This window comes from Actinocrispum sp. NPDC049592 (assembly GCF_040675465.1).
Lineage (GTDB): Bacteria > Actinomycetota > Actinomycetes > Mycobacteriales > Pseudonocardiaceae > Kibdelosporangium.
Genome location: NZ_JBFAPA010000015.1, coordinates 20998 through 41483 on the forward strand (window position 1 = coordinate 20998; position 20486 = coordinate 41483).

The 20486-nt window shown below is 69.4% G+C and carries 2 protein-coding genes (1 of these 2 running past the window's edge); both read right to left on the bottom strand.

The features are described from left to right. Positions 1 to 10785 (bottom strand): SDR family NAD(P)-dependent oxidoreductase, encoded by a 10785-nt coding sequence (locus AB0J95_RS32250; RefSeq protein ID WP_364766300.1) that lies wholly within the window; start codon positions 10783 to 10785, stop codon positions 1 to 3. Then, on the bottom strand, positions 10775 to 20486 hold the 3' portion of the coding sequence (locus AB0J95_RS32255; protein ID WP_364766302.1) for a type I polyketide synthase. 7439 nt of this gene lie beyond the right edge of the window; 9712 of the gene's 17151 nt are visible here — the last part of the coding sequence; its start codon lies off the right edge, out of view — the gene reads right to left on this strand; the stop codon is at positions 10775 to 10777. The genes AB0J95_RS32250 and AB0J95_RS32255 overlap by 11 nt, the downstream gene beginning before the upstream one ends.

A 20486-nucleotide genomic window follows, 5' to 3' on the forward strand; every position in this document is an offset into this window, starting at 1 on the left:
TCACGAGATCCCGAGCTCGTTGTCCAGTGCGTCGAACAGTTCGTCGTCCGACGCGGTGGTCAGGTCGCTCGCGGAGCCGTCGCCGCCGTCGGTTTCGATCTCCCGGAACCGCCACAACAACGCCTCCAGCCGAGCCGCGATCCGTTGCCGTGCCGCCGCGTCGAGCCCGTCGGCCGTCGCGTCCAGCTGCTCCAGATCGCTCAGCACGGCCGCGGCCGGGTCGTCCCCGGCCGGAGCGAGCCTGCCGAGCAGATGGTCGGCCAGGGTGCTTGGCGTTGGATGATCGAACACTAAAGTCGCAGGTAGACGCAGTCCGGTTCGGGCGTTGAGCCGGTTGCGCAGCTCGACCGCGGTCAGCGAGTCGAAGCCGAGGTCCTTGAACGGCCGGGCCTCGCCGACCGCCTCCGTGCCCGTGTGCCCGAGCGCGGTCGCTGCCTCGGTGCGGATCATGTCCAGCAGCAGGACCCGGCGTTGCGGCCCGGCGAGCCTGGCCAGCTTGTCCGCCAGCGAAGTGGCGTCCGCCGGTCCAGTCGTGACCTGACGACGGGTTGGGCCACCGGCGAGGTCCCGCAGCAGCGGCGGGATGACCCCGCCACGGCGCAGCGCGGGAATGTCGATGTTCATCAACACCATCGCCGGCTTGGCCGACTCCATTGCCGTGTCCAGCAAGGACATGCCCTGCTCGGACGTGATCGGCGCGGTGCCGGTCCGGGTCATCCGGGCGAGGTCCGTCTCGTGCAGGTGCCCGGTCATCGCGCTAGCCTGCGCCCACAGGCCCCACGCGAGTGAGCTGGCGGGCAGGCCGCGGGACCGGCGGTGCTGGGCCAGGCCGTCGAGGAACGCGTTGGCCGCGGCGTAGTTGCCCTGGCCGGGGTTGCCGAGCGTGCCCGCGGCCGACGAGAACAGCACGAACGCCGACAGGTCGAGGTGCTGGGTCAGCTCGTGCAACTGCCAGGCCGCGTCCGCCTTGGGCCGCAACACGTTCCTCAGGTGCTCCGGCGTCAGCGAACCGATCATGCCGTCATCCAGCACGCCTGCGGTGTGCACGACCGCGGTGAGTGGCTGCTCGATCTTGGCCAGCAACAGTTCCACATCGTCCCGTTCGGACACATCGCACGCCGTCACAGTGACATCCGCGCCCAGCGCGGTGAGTTCGTCCACCAACTCCTTGGCACCAGGCGAGGACAGCCCGCTTCGGCTGGTCAGCACCAGGTGCTTGACGCCGTGCTCGGTCACCAGATGCCTGGCGGTCAACGCGCCCAGCACACCTGTGCCGCCGGTGATCAGTACCGCGCCTTCGGGGTCGAGCGGGGCCGGCACGGTGAGCACGATCTTGCCGGTGTGTTTGGCCTGGCTGAAGTACCGGATGGCCTCGCGCACCTGCCGGATGTCCCAGGCGGTGACCGGCAATGCGTGCAGGGCGCCGGTGTCGAACAGGTCGCGCAGCTCGGTCATCATCTGCTGGATCCGGTCCGGGCCCGCGTCCAACAGGTCGTACACCTGGTACTCGACGCCCGGGTACTCGGCCGCGATCGCCGCCGGGTCCCGCTTGTCGGTCTTGCCCATCTCCAGGAACCTGCCGCCACGGGGAAGCAGCCGCAGCGAGGCGTCGACATACTCCTGTGCCAACGAGTTCAGCACGACGTCCACGCCGTCGCCGCCGGTCATGGCGGCGAACTCGTGCTCGAAGTCGAGTGACCGCGAGGACGCGATCCGCTCGACCCCTTGTCCTCGCAGGGTTTCCCACTTGCCCGGGCTCGCGGTCCCGTACACCTCGACACCCCAGTGCTGAGCGAGTTGCACGGCTGCCATACCAACACCGCCAGTGGCCGCGTGGATCAGCAGCGACTCGCCGCGCTTGATCTTCGCGAGATCCACCAGACCGTAGTAGGCGGTCATGAACACGACCGGCAGGGCAGCGGCCTCGGCGAACGTCATGTCCGCGGGCATGGTCGTGATCAGCCGCCGGTCGGTGACCGCCATCGGCCCGATCCCGCTGGACATCAGGCCGAACACGCGATCGCCAGGCCGCAGACCGGTGACGTCGCCGGCGACTTCGACGACCACACCGGCCGCCTCACCGGCAGCGGGCCGCTCGTCGGAAGGCACCATGTCCAGCGCCAGCAGCACATCCCGGAAGTTCAGGCCGGTCGCGCGGATCGCCACACGTACCTGCCCGTTCTCCAGCGGGGCCACGCCTTCCGCGCTGGGTTCGAACGACAACCCGTCCAGTGCGCCCCGGCCGGTGAGCGCGAGCCGCCATTCCGATGTGGACGGTATGGTCAGCTCGCCGTCCCGGTTCTCTCGAACCAGCCGGGCCGCGAAGACCGAGCCGTGCCGGATCGCCAGCTGCGGCTCACCCGTGGCCACTGCGGCCTGTACTGCGTCCATTGAGGACTGCTGGCTGTCGACATCGACGAGCACGAACCTGCCCGGGTTCTCCGACTGGGCGGACCGCACGAGGCCCCACACCGCCGAGGCGCGCAGATCTTCGACATGATCGCCCGGTCGCGCTGCGACTGCGTTCTCCGTGAGGAACACGAGGGTGTCGTCGCGGTCTTCCTGCAGCAGGCTCAGCACCCGCTCCGGGTCTGTCTCGGTGTGGACCTCAACGGCGTCACCGGTGGCCTCGGCCGGGACTGGGATCCAGTCGAGCTGGAACACCGAGGCCCGGTCGGTGGTCTTGAGCTGGTCCAGGGAGATCGCCCGCACGGCAAGGGATTCCACCGAGGCGACGGGAGCACCGGTGTGGTCGGCGATCCACAGGCTGACGCTGTCGCCGTTGGGGGCCAGGTGCACGCGCAGCGCCTGGGCGCCGGTCGCGTACAGGCGGACCCCGTTCCAGGAGAACGGCAGTTTGACGTCCTCGGCGGTGAGCAGCAACGGGTGCAACGCGCTGTCCAGCAGGGCCGGGTGAATCCCGAACCCAGCCGCGTCCGCCACCGAGACCTCGGCGTAAAGGTCGTCCCCGGACTGCCAGACCGCCTGCAGACCCTGGAAAGCAGGCCCGTAGTCGAGACCGAGCGCGGCGAACCTTTCGTAAGCGTCTGCGATGTCCAGCGCGGTGCCGTTGGGTGGCCACGCCGTCAGGTCGAAGTCCGGGCCAGTGCCTGCGCTGACGTAGCCGGTGGCGTGCCGGGTCCAGGGTTGTTCGTCCACCCTGGAGTGAATCGCGATCGGTGCGCGGCCGTCCTCGGCGGCACCGACGGTGACCTGGAGCTGGACCGGGTCGGTGATGACCAGGGGTGCTTCGAGGGTGAGTTCGTCGACCTGGCCGCCCGCGTGCAGGGCGAGTTCGACGAACGCCGTGCCCGGCAGCAGGATCGACTCGCCGACGGCGTGATCGGCCAGCCACGGCTGGGTTTTCACCGAGATCCGGCCGGTGTACACGACCGTCTCGTCCGCGAGGTGAACGGCCGCACCCAGCAGCGGGTGCCCGGCCTGGGCGAGCCCGGCCGCGGCCACGTCGCCGGTGGTCTCCGGCACGTCCAGCCAGTACCGCTTGCGTTGGAAGGGATACGTGGGCAGGTCGACCTGGTTGCCCTTGACCTGCCAGTCGATCTCCACGCCGTGCACGTGGGCTTCGGCGAACGAGGTGAGTACGCGGGTCCAGCCGCCCTCGTCCCGCCGGAGCGTGCCGATCGCGGCCGCGTCCTGGATCCCGGGCACCAGCACCGGATGCGGACTGCACTCGATGAACAGCGCGTCCGGATACTGCTGAACCACCTGGTCGAACAACACTGTGTGACGGAGGTTGCGGTACCAGTAGCCGGCGTCGAGTTCGGTGGTGTCGATCAGCTCGCCGGTGAGGGTCGAGTGGAACGGGATCCCGGCGGCGACGGGCTTGATCCCGGCCAGCTCGGTCAACACGTCGTCGCGGATGTCCTCGACGTGGGCGGAGTGTGAGGCGTAGTCCACCGGGATGATCCGGGCGCGGATCTCCTTGGCGTCACACTCGGCTTTGAGTTCCTGCAACGCTTCCGGATCGCCGGACACGACAGTGGAGGTGGGGCCGTTGATGGCGGCGATGCTGATGCCGTCCTTGAGCGGGAAATCCGCTGCGGGCAACGCTACCGACATCATCCCGCCCTTGCCCGCGATCGCCTTGATCGCCTTGCTGCGCAGGGCAACCACCTTCGCCGCGTCACCGAGGCTGAGCGCCCCCGCCACGCAAGCGGCGGCGATCTCGCCCTGCGAGTGGCCGATGACCGCTGCGGGTTCGACGCCATGAGCACGCCACAACGCCGCCAGGGACACCATGACCGCGAACAGCGCGGGCTGCACGACATCCACGCGGTCCAGATCCGTGCCGTTGCGCAGCAGGTCGATGAGCGACCAGTCGATGTGCGGTTCCAGCGCCTGCGCGCATTCCTCGACGCGGCGAGCGAAAACCTCGGAGCTGTCCAGGAGTTCGGTGGCCATCCCGGCCCATTGCGAACCCTGGCCAGGGAAGACGAACACTGGCTGGACCGCACCGGCTTCGCCCTGGACGACGTTCGTCGAGGGCGTGTCCTCGGCGAGGGCTCGAAGTCCGTCTCGGTACTCGGGGCCGATGACCACGGCCCGGTGCGGCAACCGTGCCCGGCTGAGCAGTGTTCTGGCGATGTCGGCTGGGTGCGCGTCGACCGCCCCGAGCTGTGATGCCTGCGCGCGCAAGGCTTCCGGCGTCTTGGCGGACAGCACGAGCGGCACATTTTCCGAGGTTTGTTCGCCTGCGGGCGTTTCCGGGCCTTGTTCGAGGATCACGTGGGCGTTGGTGCCGCTGATCCCGAACGAGGACACCCCGGCCCGGCGAGGCCGATCGCGCTCGGGCCACGCCACAGACTGGGCCAACACCTGGACAGCGCCACTAGTCCAGTCGACGTGCGTCGAAACATCGTTGACGTGCAGGGTCCTCGGTAGCATCCCGTGCCGCATGGCCATGACCATCTTGATGATGCCCGCGACCCCGGCGGCGGCCTGGGTGTGACCGATGTTCGACTTGATCGACCCGAGCAGCAACGGCTCGGCCCGGTCCTGGCCGTAGGTGTTCAGCAACGCCTGGGCCTCGATCGGGTCACCCAGCGAGGTGCCGGTGCCGTGCGCCTCGACCGCGTCGACGTCCGAAGTGGACAGCTGCGCGTTCGCCAACGCCTGCTGGATCACGCGTTGCTGGGATGGGCCGTTGGGTGCGGTGAGGCCGTTGGAGGCGCCGTCCTGGTTGATGGCGCTGCCCCGGACGATCGCGAGAATGTTGTGGCCCTTGCGTTCGGCATCCGACAGCCGCTCCACGAGCAGCAGGCCGACACCCTCACCCCAGCCTGTTCCGTTGGCATCGGCGGAGAACGCCTTGCACCGGCCGTCCGGCGCCAGCCCGCGCTGCCTGCTGAACTCGATGAACAGCGTTGGCGACGACAGGACGGTGACACCACCGGCGAGCGCCAGATCGCACTCACCATTGCGAAGTGCCTGCGCGGCAAGGTGCAGGGCGACTAGGGACGACGAGCAGGCGGTGTCGATGGTGACCGCGGGACCTTCGAAGCCGAACGTGTAGGCGACCCGGCCGGAGGCCACGCTGCCCGCACTGCCGTTGCCGATGTACCCGTCGAAGTTCATCGGGTCGTGGTGCAGACGAGACCCGTAGTCGTTGTACATCACGCCCGCGAAGACTCCGGTCCGGCTGCCGCGCAACGAGACCGGGTCGATCCCGGCGCGTTCGACAGCCTCCCAAGCGGTTTCCAGCAGCAGCCGTTGCTGCGGATCGGTAGCCAGCGCCTCGCGCGGGTTCATCCCGAAGAACTCCGGCTCGAACTCGTCCGCCTGGTGCAGGAACCCGCCCTGGTTGGCATAAGTGGTGCCCAGGTGCTCGGGATCCGGGTCGTACAAGGAGTCCAGGTCCCAGCCGCGGTTGACCGGGAACCCGCCGATCGCGTCGACCTCGTCGGCCAGCAGCCGCCACAGGTCCTCCGGCGAGGCCACCCCACCGGGGTATCGGCAGCTCATGCCGATGATCGCGATTGGCTCGTCCACCGGCCGGGTCGTGGCCACCGCGGCGCGCGTCTCGTCGGCCCCCAGGAAAGCGGCCAACGCGGCCGGAGTGGGGTAGTCGAAGACCAGGGTCGCGGGCAGTTGCCGGCCAGTCGCCGCGGTGAGCCGGTTGCGCAGCTCGATCGCGGTCAGCGAGTCGAACCCGAGATCCTTGAACTGAGCCCCGGCGTCGACCGCGGTCGCACCGGAATGCCCGAGCACCACAGCGATCTCGGTCAACACGGTGTCCAAGGTGGATGCCTTGGACACTCGGCGGGTTGTCGGCCGAACCAGGCCGCGGAGCATCGAAGGCACGGTCGACGATCGCAGTACGGCCTTGTCCAGCCGGGCGGGCACCAGGTTCGGCTCAGCGCCGGACAGTGCGGCGTCGAACAGGGCGAGCCCTTCGGCGGCGGTCATCGGCGCGATCCCGGTCCGGCCGATCCGCGCCAGGTCGGCGTCGCTCAGCTCAGCGGTCATCCCGCTGTTGTCCGCCCACAATCCCCAGGCCAGCGACACCGAACCGGGCCGGGTGCGGGCCAGCGCGTCGAGATAGGCGTTGGCAGCGGCGTAGTTGCCCTGCCCGGCGTTGCCCAGGATGCCCGCCACCGACGAGAACAGCACGATGTCCGCGCTGGTCAGGTCGAACAGGTTCAGCGCGGCCTGGACCTTCGGCCGCCAGACGGTGTCGATGCTCTCGGGGGTGAGCGACTCGATCGTCCGGTCGTCGGTCACCCCGGCGGTGTGGATGACCGCCGTTACCCCGCTCAGGAGACCCGCGAGGGCGTCCCGGTCGGCGATGTCGCACGCCATGAGCCGCACATTGGCGTCCAGACTGGTGAGTTCGCTCGCGTTGGGCGCGTCCGGGCCACTGCGGCTGACCAGCAGCAAATCGCGCACGCCGTGGGTCTCGACGAGGTGGCGCGCAACGAGGCGGCCGAGGGTGCCGGTGGCACCGGTGACCATGACAGTGCCGGTCAGGTCAACGGCGCCACCGGACGTTTCGGCGGGACCGAGCCGCGGCGCGTACGCCTGGCCGTCCCGGACCGCGAGCTGCGGCTCGTCACTATCGACGATCTCGCCGTCCACCAGCACGATCCGGCCCGGGTGTTCGGCCTGGGCGCTGCGGACCAGGCCCCACACCGCCGCGGCTTCGAGGTCGGTGATGTTCTCGCCGTCGACCGAGACCGCGCCCCGCGTGCGGACGATGATCCGATCGTCGCCGGTCAGCGCGCGCTGCAGTTCGGCGAGGGTCTGCTTGACTTCCCGGCCCTCGATGAGAACGTGCTCACCAGCGGTACCGGCCTCGACCGGCACCCACGTGACCCGATACATCGACTCCAGCCGGGGCCGGGGCACCGGGCGGACCGTCAACGAGGCCACGGAGGCGACCGGCGTCCCCGCGGTGTCAGAGATCTGCAGCGAAACAACGTCATCACCGGTCTTGGTCAACCGGACCCGTAGCGTCGTGGCACCAGTGGCGTGCAGCTGAACGCCACTCCATGAGAACGGCACCCTGACCTCGTCGGAGTCCAGGATCAACGGGTGCAAGGCCGCGTCGAGCAGCGCCGGATGCAGGCCGAACCCGTCGGTGTCGACAGGTGCTGTGACCTCGGCGTACACGGTGTCGCCCGACCGCCACATCGCCTGGACACCCTGGAACGCCGGGCCGTAGCCGTAACCGCGATCCGCCAGGCGTTCGTAGAGGTCGTCTACGGCCACAGCGTCCCCAGGCAACCAATCAGCCTGCAGGATCGGTGCGGCAGTGGTGAGAACACCCGAAGCGTGCCGGGTCCACTCGCCGTCCTGTCCGGAGTGGACGGTGATCGCCCGCGAACCCGATTCGTCCGGGCCGACGGCGATCTGCAGCTGGACCCGTCCGGTCACCGGCAGCGGCGCTTCGAGAGTCAGCTCCTGGACGGTGTCGCAGCCGACCAGCCCGGCCGCGTGCAGGGCGAGGTCGACGAAAGCCGTGCCAGGCAGGACAACGGTGTCACCGAGGACGTGATCGGCCAGCCACGGGTGGTCCGCCGCGGCGAGGCGTCCGGTCAGCACCAGACCGTCGCGGCCGGCGAGTTCGACCCGGGCGCCCAGCAGCGGGTGCTCGTCGGGCGCGAGACCCAACCCGCTCGCGTCACCCGCACTGACCGGCGCGTCCAGCCAGAAACGCTCCCGCTGGAACGCATACGGCGGCACATCGGTGAGCGAGCCGGGGATGTTCCAGGTGACCTCCGCGCCCGACACGTACGCCGTGGCCACGGCGGTCATGAACGTCAACGGCTCGGGCCGGCCCGGGCGTAGAACCGCGGCGAAGGCGGCCTCGGAGACGGTGGCCTGTGCCATCGCGGTGAGCACGCCGTCCGGGCCGACCTCCACGTACCGCGTGACCCCGTTGGCTGCCAAGGTCGCGACGCCGTCGGCGAACCGGACTGTGCCGCGGATGTGCTCGGCCCAGTAGGCGGAGGAGTCGAGGCGGTCGGCGATCTGGCCGGTGACATTGGAAATGACCGGGATCTTGGGCGTGGAGTAGGTGAGCGTGCGGGCGATGGCGGTGAACTCGTCGAGGACGGAGTCCATGTGGTGGGAGTGGAAAGCGTGGCTGACGCGCAAACGTTTGGTCTTGCGGTGTTCCCACTTCGCGGCGACGGCAAGGACGGCATCCTCGTCGCCGGAGATGACCGTCGCTTGTGGACCGTTGACTGCGGCGATGTCCACACCGCCGACCAGGGTCTCGCGGACCTCGGCCTCGCTCGCCTGGATGGACACCATGGCTCCGCCCGCCCGGGCGGCCTGCATGAGGCGACCGCGGGCGGCGACGAGCTTGCAGGCGTCCTCGAGGTTCAGCACCCCCGCGATGTGGGCCGCGGCGAGTTCGCCGATGGAGTGGCCCAGCAGGTAGTCCGGGAGAAGACCGTGCTGTTCGAGCAACCGGTAGAGGGCGACCTCGATGGTGAACAGGGCGGCCTGGGTGTGCTCGGTCTCGTGCAGGCGGTCGTCCCCGGTGAACACGATGTCCTTGACCGGGTGCGGGAACTGCGCGCAGATCTCGTCGAACACCTCGGCGAACACCGGGTAGGTCTCGTAGAGCTGGTGCCCCATGCCGAGCCGCTGGCTGCCCTGGCCGGCGAACAGGAACGCGGTCCCGCCTGGCCGGTTCACTCCGGTGACCACCGAAGCGTCGGCCTGCCCGTCCGCCAGCTTCGCCAGAACCTCCTGGTGGGCGAGCAAAGCCACCGCGCGGTGGTCGAACTCCGTCCGGCGCGCAAGCGTGTGCGCGACATCAACGGACGTGCCGTCCACATGCGACACACGGCCTGCCTGATCCCGTAGTGCCTCAGCGGACTTGGCCGTGAGCACCCACGGCACGACCGGCGGCTCAACGGTCTCAACAGTCTCCGGAGCTGGTGCCTGTTCAAGGATGACGTGCGCGTTGGTGCCGCTGATGCCGAACGACGACACACCTGCCCGCCGAACCCGGCCGGTCTCTGGCCACGGGGTGTTCGCGGTGGCCAACGAGACGTCACCAGTGGACCAGTCCACGTGTGGGGTCGGCTCGTCGACGTGCAGGGTCGCTGGCACGGTCCCGTGCCGCATGGCCATGACCATCTTGATCACGCCCGCGACCCCGGCCGCGGCCTGGGTGTGGCCGATGTTGGACTTGATCGAGCCCAGTAGCAGCGGGACATCCCGGTCCCGGCCGTAGGTGGCCAGCAGGGCCTGCGCCTCGATCGGGTCGCCGAGCCGGGTGCCGGTGCCGTGCGCCTCTACCACATCGACGTCTGGTGTGGACAGTCCGGCGTCGGCGAGCGCAGCGCGGATCATCCGTTGCTGGGCGGGACCGTTCGGCGCGGTGAGCTGGCTGCTGGCGCCGTCCTGGTTCATCGCGCTGCCACGCAGCACGGCCAGGATGGGGTGTCCGTTGCGTTCGGCGTCGGACAGTTTCTCCAGCAACAGCAAGCCGACGCCTTCACTCCAGCCGGTGCCGTCGGCGCCCGCCGCGAACGCCTTGCAGCGCCCATCCGGCGACAACCCACGCTGGCGGCTGAATTCGACGAACGTGTTCGGTGTGGCCATCACCGTGACACCACCGGCCAGCGCCAGCGTGCACTCGCCGTTGCGAAGGGCACGGGCCGCGAGATGCAGCGCCACCAAGGAAGACGAGCAAGCGGTGTCAATGGTCACCGCAGGGCCCTCGAAGCCGAACGTGTACGCGACCCGGCCCGAGGCGATGCTGCCCGCGCTGCCGCTGCCGATGTACCCCTCGAAGCTCTCCGGCATCGGCTGCAGCCGCGAGGCGTAGTCGTTGTACATCACGCCTGCGAACACACCGGTGCGGCTGCCGCGCAACGACATCGGGTCGATGCCCGCGCGTTCGACCGTCTCCCAGGTGGTTTCCAGCAACAGCCGCTGCTGCGGGTCGGTCGCCAGGGCCTCGCGGGGGCTCAGCCCGAAGAAGGCCGGGTCGAACTCGCCCGCCTGGTAAAGGAAACCGCCACGCTTGGCGTAGGTCGTGCCGGTGTGCTCCGGATCCGGGTGGTACAGCGCGTCCACATCCCAGCCCCGGTCGGCCGGGAAGTCGCCGGTGGCGTCCGTGCCGGACAGCACGAGCCGCCACAGGTCCTCGGGTGAGGACACCCCGCCGGGGTACCGGCATCCCATCGCCACCACCGCGATCGGCTCGTGCGCCACGGCCTCGACCTCGCGCAGCCGCTGCCGGGTCTGCTGCAGGTCCGCGGTGACTCGCCGGAGGTAGTCGCGGAGCTTCTGCTCATTCGACATGGGACGTGATCCCCCTTGGTGTGTCGCCGAATTCGGTGTCGATGAGGTCGAAGATCTCGTCGTCCGAGGCGGACGAGAGGTCGACCGGGCCGGCAGCGTTACCGCCGAGCCGGCGCAGGAGGTCCTGCAACCGTTGGGTCAGTTCGTCTTTCTCGCCGTCGCCGAGCGTGTCCCAGCCGGCCGCGAGGCGGTCCAGCTCGTCGGCGGCGCTCGCCCGGGCCGGCACGACCGAGACCCGCAGGTGCTCGGCCAGCGCGGTGGGCGTCGGGTAGTCGAAGACGAGGGTGGTGGGCAGCCGCAGACCGGTGACGGTGTCCAGCCGGTTGCGCAGCTCGACCGCGGTCAGCGAGTCGAAGCCCATGTCCAGGAAGCCGCGGTCGGCCGGGATGCCCGCCGGGGAGGTGTGTCCCAGCACGCCCGCCACCTCGGTCCGGATCACCTCCAGCAGCACCTGGCCCTGCCCGGGTTCGTCCAGCCCGGCGATCCGGTCCGCCAGCGGCACTCCGGTCTTGGCCTCTTGTTTGGGCGTGCGGACCAGGCCACGCAGGACCGGCGGCACGGAGGTCAGCCGGGTGAGGTCCAGCCGGGCCGCAACCGCGGTGGCGAGGTCGCCGGCCAGGCACGTGTCGAGCATGGCCAGACCTTGAGCCGGGGACATGGCGGTGATGCCGTACCGGCCGATCCGGGCCACGTCGTTCTGGTCCAGTTCGGTGCCCATCCCGGCATCCCACAAGCCCCACGCCAGCGATATGGCGTGCTTGCCTTGGGCGCGGCGGTGTTCGGCGAGCGCGTCCAGGTAGGCGTTCCCGGCCGCGTACGCGCCTTGACCGGCCGGACCGACCACGCCCGCGATCGAGGAGAACAGCACGAACGTCCGCGCGTCGGTCAGCTCGTGCAGGTTCCAGGCGGCGTCGACCTTCGGCCGTAACACCTCATCGATGCTTTGCGGAGTCAGAGATTCCAGCACGCCGTCGGCAACCACTCCGGCGCTGTGGAACACCGCTGTCACCTCGTGGTCGTTCAGCACCGCTGCCAGGGCTTCACGGTCGGCGGCGTCGCAGGCGGCCATGGTCACCTTGGCGCCCAGGGCAGTCAGCTCCGCCTCCAGATCCGGCGCGCTGCCTCGGCGGCTGAGCAACAGCAGGTCCGTGGCGCCGTACTCGGTCACCAGGTGTTTGGCGACGATCCGGCCCAGGGCTCCGGTGGCGCCCGTGATCAGCACCGTGCCGTCGAACTTCGGTGTGTCCACAGCAGACGGACGGATCCGTTGCAACCGCGGCACTTCTATAACGCCGTCTCGTACGCGGAACTCCGGTTCGCTGGTGGCCAGGCCCTTCGATACTCCCGCGGAGTCCGAGTGGGCCAGGACGAACCGGCCAGGGTGTTCCGACTGTGCCGCCCGAACCAATCCCGCGACCGCAGCCGAAGCCAGGTCGTCGCCGACCTTGATGACCACCGTGTCATTGGTGGACAGTGAGTCCTGCAGGAGCTTGGCTGTCCGGGTGACGGCCTGCTTTGGTTCGCCGGTCACGGTTTCCAGGACGAACGCGGGCACAGGTTCGGTGCCTGCGGGGATCTCCACCCACTCCAACTGGTACACCGGATCGCGCCGGGCGACCTGGACGTCGTGCAGCGTCAGGGTTTCGATGGTCGCGACCGGATCGCCGGTGGCGTCCGCGACGACCACCCGGACCTCGTCGGCGTCGAGCGGGGTCAGCCGGACCCGCAGCCCGGATGCCTTCTTGTGCAGGGTGAACCCGGTGAACGCGACCGGAAGCCGGCCCTGCCACGGGGTGACGTCCTGCAGGAAGATCGTGTGCAGGGCCGCGTCCAGTGCGGCCGCGAACACCTCGTTCGGGGTGACCTCGGCGAACACCTCGTCACCCGCCTGCCACGCCCGGACCAGGCCCTGGAACTGTTCGCCGTACTCGTAACCCGACTCGGCCAGCCCGTGATACAAGGTGCCGAGCGGGATCTCGGTCCCCGCAGGCGGCCACTCGGTCAGCGGCGTGCCTGCGACCGGTCCGTCCGCGAGGGTTCCGGTGGCGTGTTTGGTCCACGGTTCGTCTTCGGCCCGTGAGTACAGCGCGAATTCGCGGTCCTCGCCGACAGTCAGCCGCAGCTTCAGTTCGTCCGGCCCGACTACGATCGGTGCTTCCAGGGACAGTCGTTCCACGCTGGCGAAGCCGATCATTTCCAGGATCGCCGCCCCCGGCACGAGAACCGAACCATGCATGGTGTGCCCAGCCAGCCAGGGGTGGGTCCGCGTCGACACCCGGCCGGTGAACAGCAACCCGTCCGAATCGGGCAGTGTGATCGGCTCGCCCAGCAACGGCACGGTGTTCGCCGCCTGGCTGATCCAGAACCGCCTGCGCTGGAACGGATACGTGGGCAGCTCCACTCGCCGGGCGCCCGCGAACACCGCCTGCCAGTCGATGTCGATGCCCTGTACGAACCCGCGGCCCAGGGCGAGCATCAGCGCTTCGGCTTCGGGTTTGTCCCGGCGCAGCGCCGGAATGCCGCCCTCGGTGAGGAGGCCCGACAGCACCGCGTCCGGCCCGACCTCCAGGAACGTCCTGGCGCCACTGGCTTCCAGTGTCTGGACGGCGTGGTGGAACCGGACCGCCTCACGCACGTGCCGGACCCAGTACTCCGGCTCGGTGTGGTCGATGATCTCGCCGGTGAGGGTGGAGACCAGCGGGATCCGCGGCGCCGCGAACGCGATCCCCGAAGCGATCCGGCGGAACTCGTCGAGCATGCCGTCCATGTGCGGGGAGTGGAACGCGTGGCTCACCCGCAGTCGCCGGGTGCGGTGCCCTTGCGCCGCCAGCACTTCGGCGATCGCGACGGCTTCGTCCTCGTCGCCGGAGATGACCACCGAGTCCGGGCCGTTGATCGCCGCGATGGCCACTGTGCCGGTGAGCAAAGGAAGAACGTCGTCCTCGGTGGCCCGGACCGAGATCATCGCGCCACCGGGCGGCAGCACCTGCATCAGCCGTCCCCGCGCGGTGACCAGCCGGGCCGCGTCGGCGAGGCCGAACACCCCCGCGACGTGTGCGGCCGCCAGTTCGCCGATGGAGTGCCCGGTCAGGAAGTCCGGCCGCACACCCCAGTGCTCCAGCAACCGGAACAGCGCGACCTCGATCGCGAACAGCGCGGGCTGTGTGTAGCCGGTCTGGTCCAGCAGATCGCCGCCGGTGAACATGACACCCTTGAGCGGCTGGTCCAGGTGCCGGTCAAGCTCGGCGCACACCTCGTCCAGTGCCTGCGCGAAGACCGGGTAGGCCTCGGACAGCTCCTGGCCCATGCCGGTGCGCTGGCTTCCCTGACCAGTGAACAGGAACGCGAGCTTTCCACCCCGCGGGCTGCCCTGCACCGGCAGTTCCTTCAGCTGCGCCAACAGTTCGGCGCGGTCGCGTCCCACCACCACAGCTCGGTGGTCCAAGGCAGCCCTAGCGGTCAGGGAGAACCCGATATCCGCGATGTCGGCGTCCACAGTGGCCAGTTGGTTTGCCTGAGCACTCAGGGCTTCCGGTGACTTTGCCGAGAGCATCCAGGGGACGACCGGCATGGTCGTACCAGGCTGGATTGGCTGGGCCGGTGGTTCCTCGATGATCACGTGCGCGTTGGTGCCGCTGATGCCGAACGACGAGACAGCCGCCCGGCGAGGAGCCTCGCCCGCGGGCCACAGCGCCGGTTCGGTCAGCAGGGCGATCCCGCCGGTGGACCAGTCGATGTGCGGGGAGGGCTCGCCGGCGTGCAACGTCTTCGGCAACGTGTTGTGCCGCAGGGCCATCACCATCTTGATCACGCCCGCCGCGCCGGCCGCGGCCTGGGTGTGGCCGATGTTGGACTTCACCGAACCCAGCCGCAGCGGCCGGTCCCGGTTCTGACCGTAGGTGTTCAGCAGCGCCTCGGCTTCGATCGGGTCGCCGAGCGTGGTTCCGGTGCCGTGCGCTTCGACAACGTCGACGTCTGATGTGGACAGTCCGGCATTGGCGAGCGCTTGGCGGATGACTCGTTGCTGGGAGGGGCCATTGGGGGCGGTGAGGCCGTTGGAGGCGCCGTCCTGGTTGACCGCCGAACCCCGGACCACCGCGAGGATCGGGTGACCGTTGCGTTGGGCGTCGGAAAGACGTTCCACCAGCAGCATTCCGGCGCCTTCGCTCCAGCCGGTGCCGTCCGCGTCCTGGCCGAACGACTTGCACCGGCCGTCAGGAGACAGTGCGCGCTGACGGCTGAACTCGACGTAGGTCGTCGGGGTCGCCATCACGGTGACGCCACCAGCCAGCGCCAGCGAGCATTCGCCGTTGCGGAGTGCCTGTGCGGCAAGGTGAAGCGCAACCAGCGACGACGAACACGCCGTATCGACGGTGACTGCCGGTCCTTCCAGACCGAACGTGTACGACACCCGGCCCGACGCCACACTCGCCGTGCTGCCGATCGCCAGGTAACCCTCGAGTTCGTCAGGTGCGGTCGGGACGCTGGCAGCGTAGTCGCCGTACATGATCCCGGCGAACACCCCGGTGTCGCTGCCCCGCAACGAAACCGGGTCCAGGCCGGCCGTCTCGAACGCTTCCCAGGCGGTTTCCAGCAGTAGCCGCTGCTGCGGGTCGGTGGCGACCGCCTCGCGCGGGCTGATGTCGAAGAACTCCGGGTCGAACAGGTCCGCGTCATGCAGGAACCCGCCGTGCCGGGTGTATGTGTGGCCAGGCTTCTCGGGGTCCGGGTCGTACAACCCGTCGACATCCCAACCACGGTTGACCGGGAACTCGGTGATCGCGTCGGTCCCGTCGGCCAGCAACCGCCAGAAGTCCTCCGGACCGCGCACACCGCCGGGGAACCGGCAGGCCATGCCGATGATCGCGATTGGTTCTGTGGTGGCCTGCGCCGCCTTGACCTCGGCCGGTTTCGCCGTCTCGGTGGTGAGCTGGGTGATGTGCTCGGCCAGGGCGCGCGCGGTGGGGTAGTCGAACACGATCCCGCTGGGCAGCTTCAGCCCGGTCGCCGCGTTCAGCCGGTTGCGCAGCTCGACCGCGATCAGTGAGTCGAAGCCCAGGTCCCGCAACGCCTTGTCCGGGTCCACAGTGTCCGAACCGGACAGACCGAGAACCTTGCCGACGTTCTCGACGACCAGTTCCAGCGGATCCGCCGACCGCGTGACCTGCCGGGTCTTGCGGGCCATGCCGCGCAGCATCGACGGGACTTCATCCAGCCCGGTCGTGCCGATCCTGGCCGTGACCAGGTTCGATCGGTCGGACCGCAGGGCCGCGTCGAACAGGGCAAGGCCCGTCTCGGCGCTCATCGGCACGATCCCGCCGCGGTTGAGCCGGGCCAGGTCGGCGGCGGTCAGCTCGCTGGTCATGCCGCTGTCCGCCCACATGCCCCACGCCATGCTGATCGCGCCTGCTCGTTGCCGGGCAAGGGCGTCGAGGTAGGCGTTGGCTGCGGCGTAGTTGCCCTGCCCGGGGTTGCCAAGCGTGCCCGCGATGGACGAGAACAGCACGAAGGTGTCTACTGTGGTCAGTTCGTGCAGGTTCAGTGCCGCTTGGACCTTCGGCTGCCACACGGTGTCGACGCTTTCCGGGGTAAGGGTGTCGATGGTGTGATCGTCGAGGACCCCTGCCGTGTGGATGACGGCCGAAAGGTTTTCGCCTGCCAGCAGGTCCGCCAGAGCGTCCCGGTCGGCGATGTCGCACGCCACAAGCCGGACGTTGGCGTCCAAGCTGGTCAGTTCGTCGGCGTTGGGCGCGTCCGGGCCGCTGCGGCTGACCAGCAGCAGGTCCTGAACGCCGTGCCCTTCGACGAGGTGACGGGTGATCAAGCGGCCGAGGGTGCCGGTCGCACCGGTGACCAGCACCGTGCCGGTCAGGTCCCTCGATGTGCCCGCGGTGAGCTTGGCGGGGACGAGCCGGGGTGCGTAGGCCTGCCCGTCCCGGACCGCGAGCTGCGGCTCGCCGACCCTGAGGTCGCCGTCGACCAAGGTGATCCGGCCTGGGTGTTCGAGCTGGGCGCTGCGGACCAGTCCCCAGACCGCGGCCGCATCCAGGTCCGCGATGTCCTCACCGTCGACCGAGACCGCGCCACGTGTGCGCACTACGATGCCGGCGTCCGTACCAAGCGCTTGCTGGAGGTCACGCAGGACCTGCTTGACCTCGCCGCCTTCGATGACGACCTGGTCGACCGTCGGCTCGGCGTCGACCGGAACCCAGGTGACCTGGAACATCGACCGCGCCGGATCCAACTGCCTCGGCCGCAACGCCAACGAGCCCACGGACGCGACCGGTGTGCCTTCGAGATCGGTGACGCTCACCCGATACTCGTGCTGCCCGGTCGGGGACAGGTGAACCTGCAGCGTGCGCGCGGTGGTGGGGGACAGGGAGACGTCGGTCCAGCCGAACGGGACCAGCCCGGTCGTGCGCAGGACGATCGGGTGCAACGCCGCGTCCAACAGCCCTGGGTGCACCGCGAAACCAGCTGTGTCGATGTCGTCCGGGAGCGTGACCTCGGCGTACAGCTCGTCGCCCGCCTGCCACATCCCCCGCATACCAGCGAACGACGGCCCGTACTCGTAGCCCTGTCCGGCCAGGTAGGCATAGTCGGCTGCCACGGGCTCGCCCTGAATGTCCACGGTGGCCACGACCGGTTTGGCCGGGCTGACCGTGCCGGAAGCATTGCGGGTCCACTCGGAGCCGGCCCGCGAGAACACCTGGAACTCGCTGCCGGTCAACGTGATCTGGATGTGCACGCCCTGATCTGGGACCACCAGCGGGCTTTCCAGGGTGAGGTCGTCGATGTGCCCGCCCAGGTGTGCGGCCAGCTCGACCATGGCGGTCGAGGGCACGAGCACAGTGCCGTCGATGACGTGGTCGGCGAGCCACGGGTGCGTCCGGACCGAGAGGTGCCCGGCGGCCACCGTCCCGTCCGAGCCGGCCAGCTCGACGACCGAACCAAGCAGCGGATGCCCGCTTGAGGAGCCCGCGAACGCGGGAGCGTCGAGCCAGTACCGCTTCTCCTGGAACGGATACGTCGGCACATCCACCAACCGTCCACCTGGGACGAACGAAGCCCAGTCGACGTCCGCGCCCCGGACGAACGCCTGGGCGAGAGCGGCGACGGCGGTGTCCACCTCGGGACGGTCCCGCCGCAGTATCGGTGCGAGGGCAACGTCGCCGGTCAGGCTGTCCTCGGCCAGCGCGGTGAGCACCCCGTCCGGCCCCAGTTCCAGGAACGTGCTGACACCAAGGTTCGCCAGCAGTTGCACGCCGTCGCTGAACCGGACCGCGCCGCGGATGTGCTCGGCCCAGTACGAAGGCGAGTCGAGGCGGTCGGCGATCTGCCCGGTGACGTTGGAAACGACGGGGATCTTCGGGGCCGAGAAGGTCAGGGTCGACGCGATGGCGGTGAACTCGTCGAGGACGGAGTCCATGTGGTGGGAGTGGAAGGCGTGGCTGACGCGCAAACGTTTGGTCTTGCGGTGTTCCCACTTCGCCGCGACCGCGAGCACCGCGTCTTCGTCACCCGAGACCACGGTCGCGTCCGGGCCGTTGAGAGCGGCGATATCGGCGCCCTCGACCAGGGTTTCGCGGACCTCGGCCTCACTCGCCTGTATGGACACCATCGCCCCACCGGACTGAGCGGCCTGCATGAGACGGCCGCGAGCCGCGACGATCGTGCAGGCGTCGGCCAGGGTGAACACGCCGGCGACGTGTGCGGCGGCAAGTTCGCCGATCGAGTGGCCCAGCAGGTAGTCCGGCGTGAGGCCGTGGTGTTCCATCAGCCGGTACAGCGCCACTTCCAGGGCGAACAGCGCGGCCTGCGTGTGTTCGGTCTGCTGGAGCCGGTCCGGGTCGCCGAACACGATGTCCTTGACGGGGTGGGGGAAGTGCGCGCAGATCTCGTCGAACGCCTCGGCGAACACCGGGAACGACTCGTACAGCTCGCGGCCCATGCCCAGACGTTGGCTGCCCTGGCCGGTGAACAGGAACGCGAGCTTTCCGCCGGCCCGTCCCTCGATCGTCGTGCCGTTCACAACGACCGCCCGGTGGTCGAACTTCGCACGCCGTGCCAACGTGGCCGCGACATCCACCGGAGCAGCGTCGAGCTCGGCGAGCCGAGCGAGCTGGTCCCGCAGGGCGTCCGAGGACTTCGCTGTCACTGCCCACGGCGTGATCGGCGACGGCGTGCTTTCGGCGACGGCAGGTCCTTGTTCGAGGATCACGTGTGCGTTCGTCCCGCTGATCCCGAACGAGGACACGGCCGACCGGCGCGCCCGGCCGATCTCCGGCCATGGCGTGCTTTCCGTGGCCAGGCGAACCTCGCCGGACGTCCAGTCCACATGGGACGACGGCTCGTCGACGTGCAGAGTGGCCGGGACGAGGCCGTGGCGCATCGCCATGACCATCTTGATGACGCCCGCGACGCCCGCGGCGGCTTGGGTGTGGCCGATGTTGGACTTGATCGAGCCCAGCAGCAACGGTTCCGGCCGGTCCTGGCCGTAGGTGGCAAGCAGCGCTTGGGCTTCGATCGGGTCGCCGAGCGTGGTCCCGGTGCCGTGCGCCTCGACCACATCGACATCTGATGTGGACAGACCGGCGTTCGTCAACGCCTGGCGGATGACTCGTTGCTGGGAGGGGCCGTTGGGGGCGGTGAGACCGTTCGAGGCACCATCCTGGTTGACCGCCGAGCCCCGGATCACCGCGAGGACGGTGTGGCCGTTGCGTTCGGCGTCGGACAGTCGTTCCAGCAGCAGCAGACCGCCGCCCTCGCTCCACCCGGTGCCGTCCGCGGACTCGGCGAACGACTTGCACCGGCCGTCCGCCGACAGCCCGCGCTGCCGGCTGAACTCGATGAATGTGTGCGGAGTGGCCATCAACGCCACCCCACCTGCAAGGGCGAGCGAGCACTCACCGTTGCGGAGTGCCTGTGCGGCAAGGTGAAGTGCGACAAGCGAGGACGAACATGCGGTGTCGACGGTGACCGCGGGGCCTTCCAGGCCGAACGTGTAGGACACCCGACCGGAAGCGACACTGGCCTGGTTCCCAGCGAGCAGGAACCCTTCGATCCCCTCGGGCGCGCGGTGCAGGCGGGAACCGTAGTCGTTGTACATCATTCCCGCGAACACGCCGGTCCGGCTGCCGCGCAACGAACCCGGGTCGATGCCCGCCCGTTCGAAGGCCTCCCAGGCCGTCTGCAGCAACAGGCGCTGCTGCGGGTCGGTGGCCAGCGCCTCGCGCGGGCTGATCCCGAAGAAGGCGGCGTCGAACCCGGCCGCGTCGTACAGGAACCCGCCCTGCCGGGTGTAAGTCGTGCCCGGCTTGCTGGGATCGGCGTTGTACAAGGCATCCAGGTCCCAGCCGCGGTCGGCCGGGAACCCGGCGATCGCGTCCGTGCCGGTGGCGACCAGCTCCCAGAGCTGCTCGGGAGTCCGTACCCCACCGGGGTAGCGGCAGCTCATCCCGATGATCGCGATCGGCTCGTCGGCCGCCACGGCCGCGACCGCGCCGACCTCGGCCCGGGTCCCCGCGACCTCGTCCCGGAGGTAACCGGCGAGCAGCACCGGGGACGGGAAGTCGAACACGAGCGTGGCCGGCAACCGCAGCCCGGTCGCCGCGCTCAGACGGTTGCGCAGCTCGATCGCGGTCAGCGAGTCGAAGCCCAGCTCCTTGAACGCCCGCTCCCCGTCGATCGTCGCCGGGTCG

Coding starts and splice junctions, on each gene's coding strand:
- AB0J95_RS32250 (WP_364766300.1), bottom strand. CDS start 10,785: ATGTCGAATGAGCAGAAGCTCCGCGACTACCTCCGGCGAGTCACCGCG.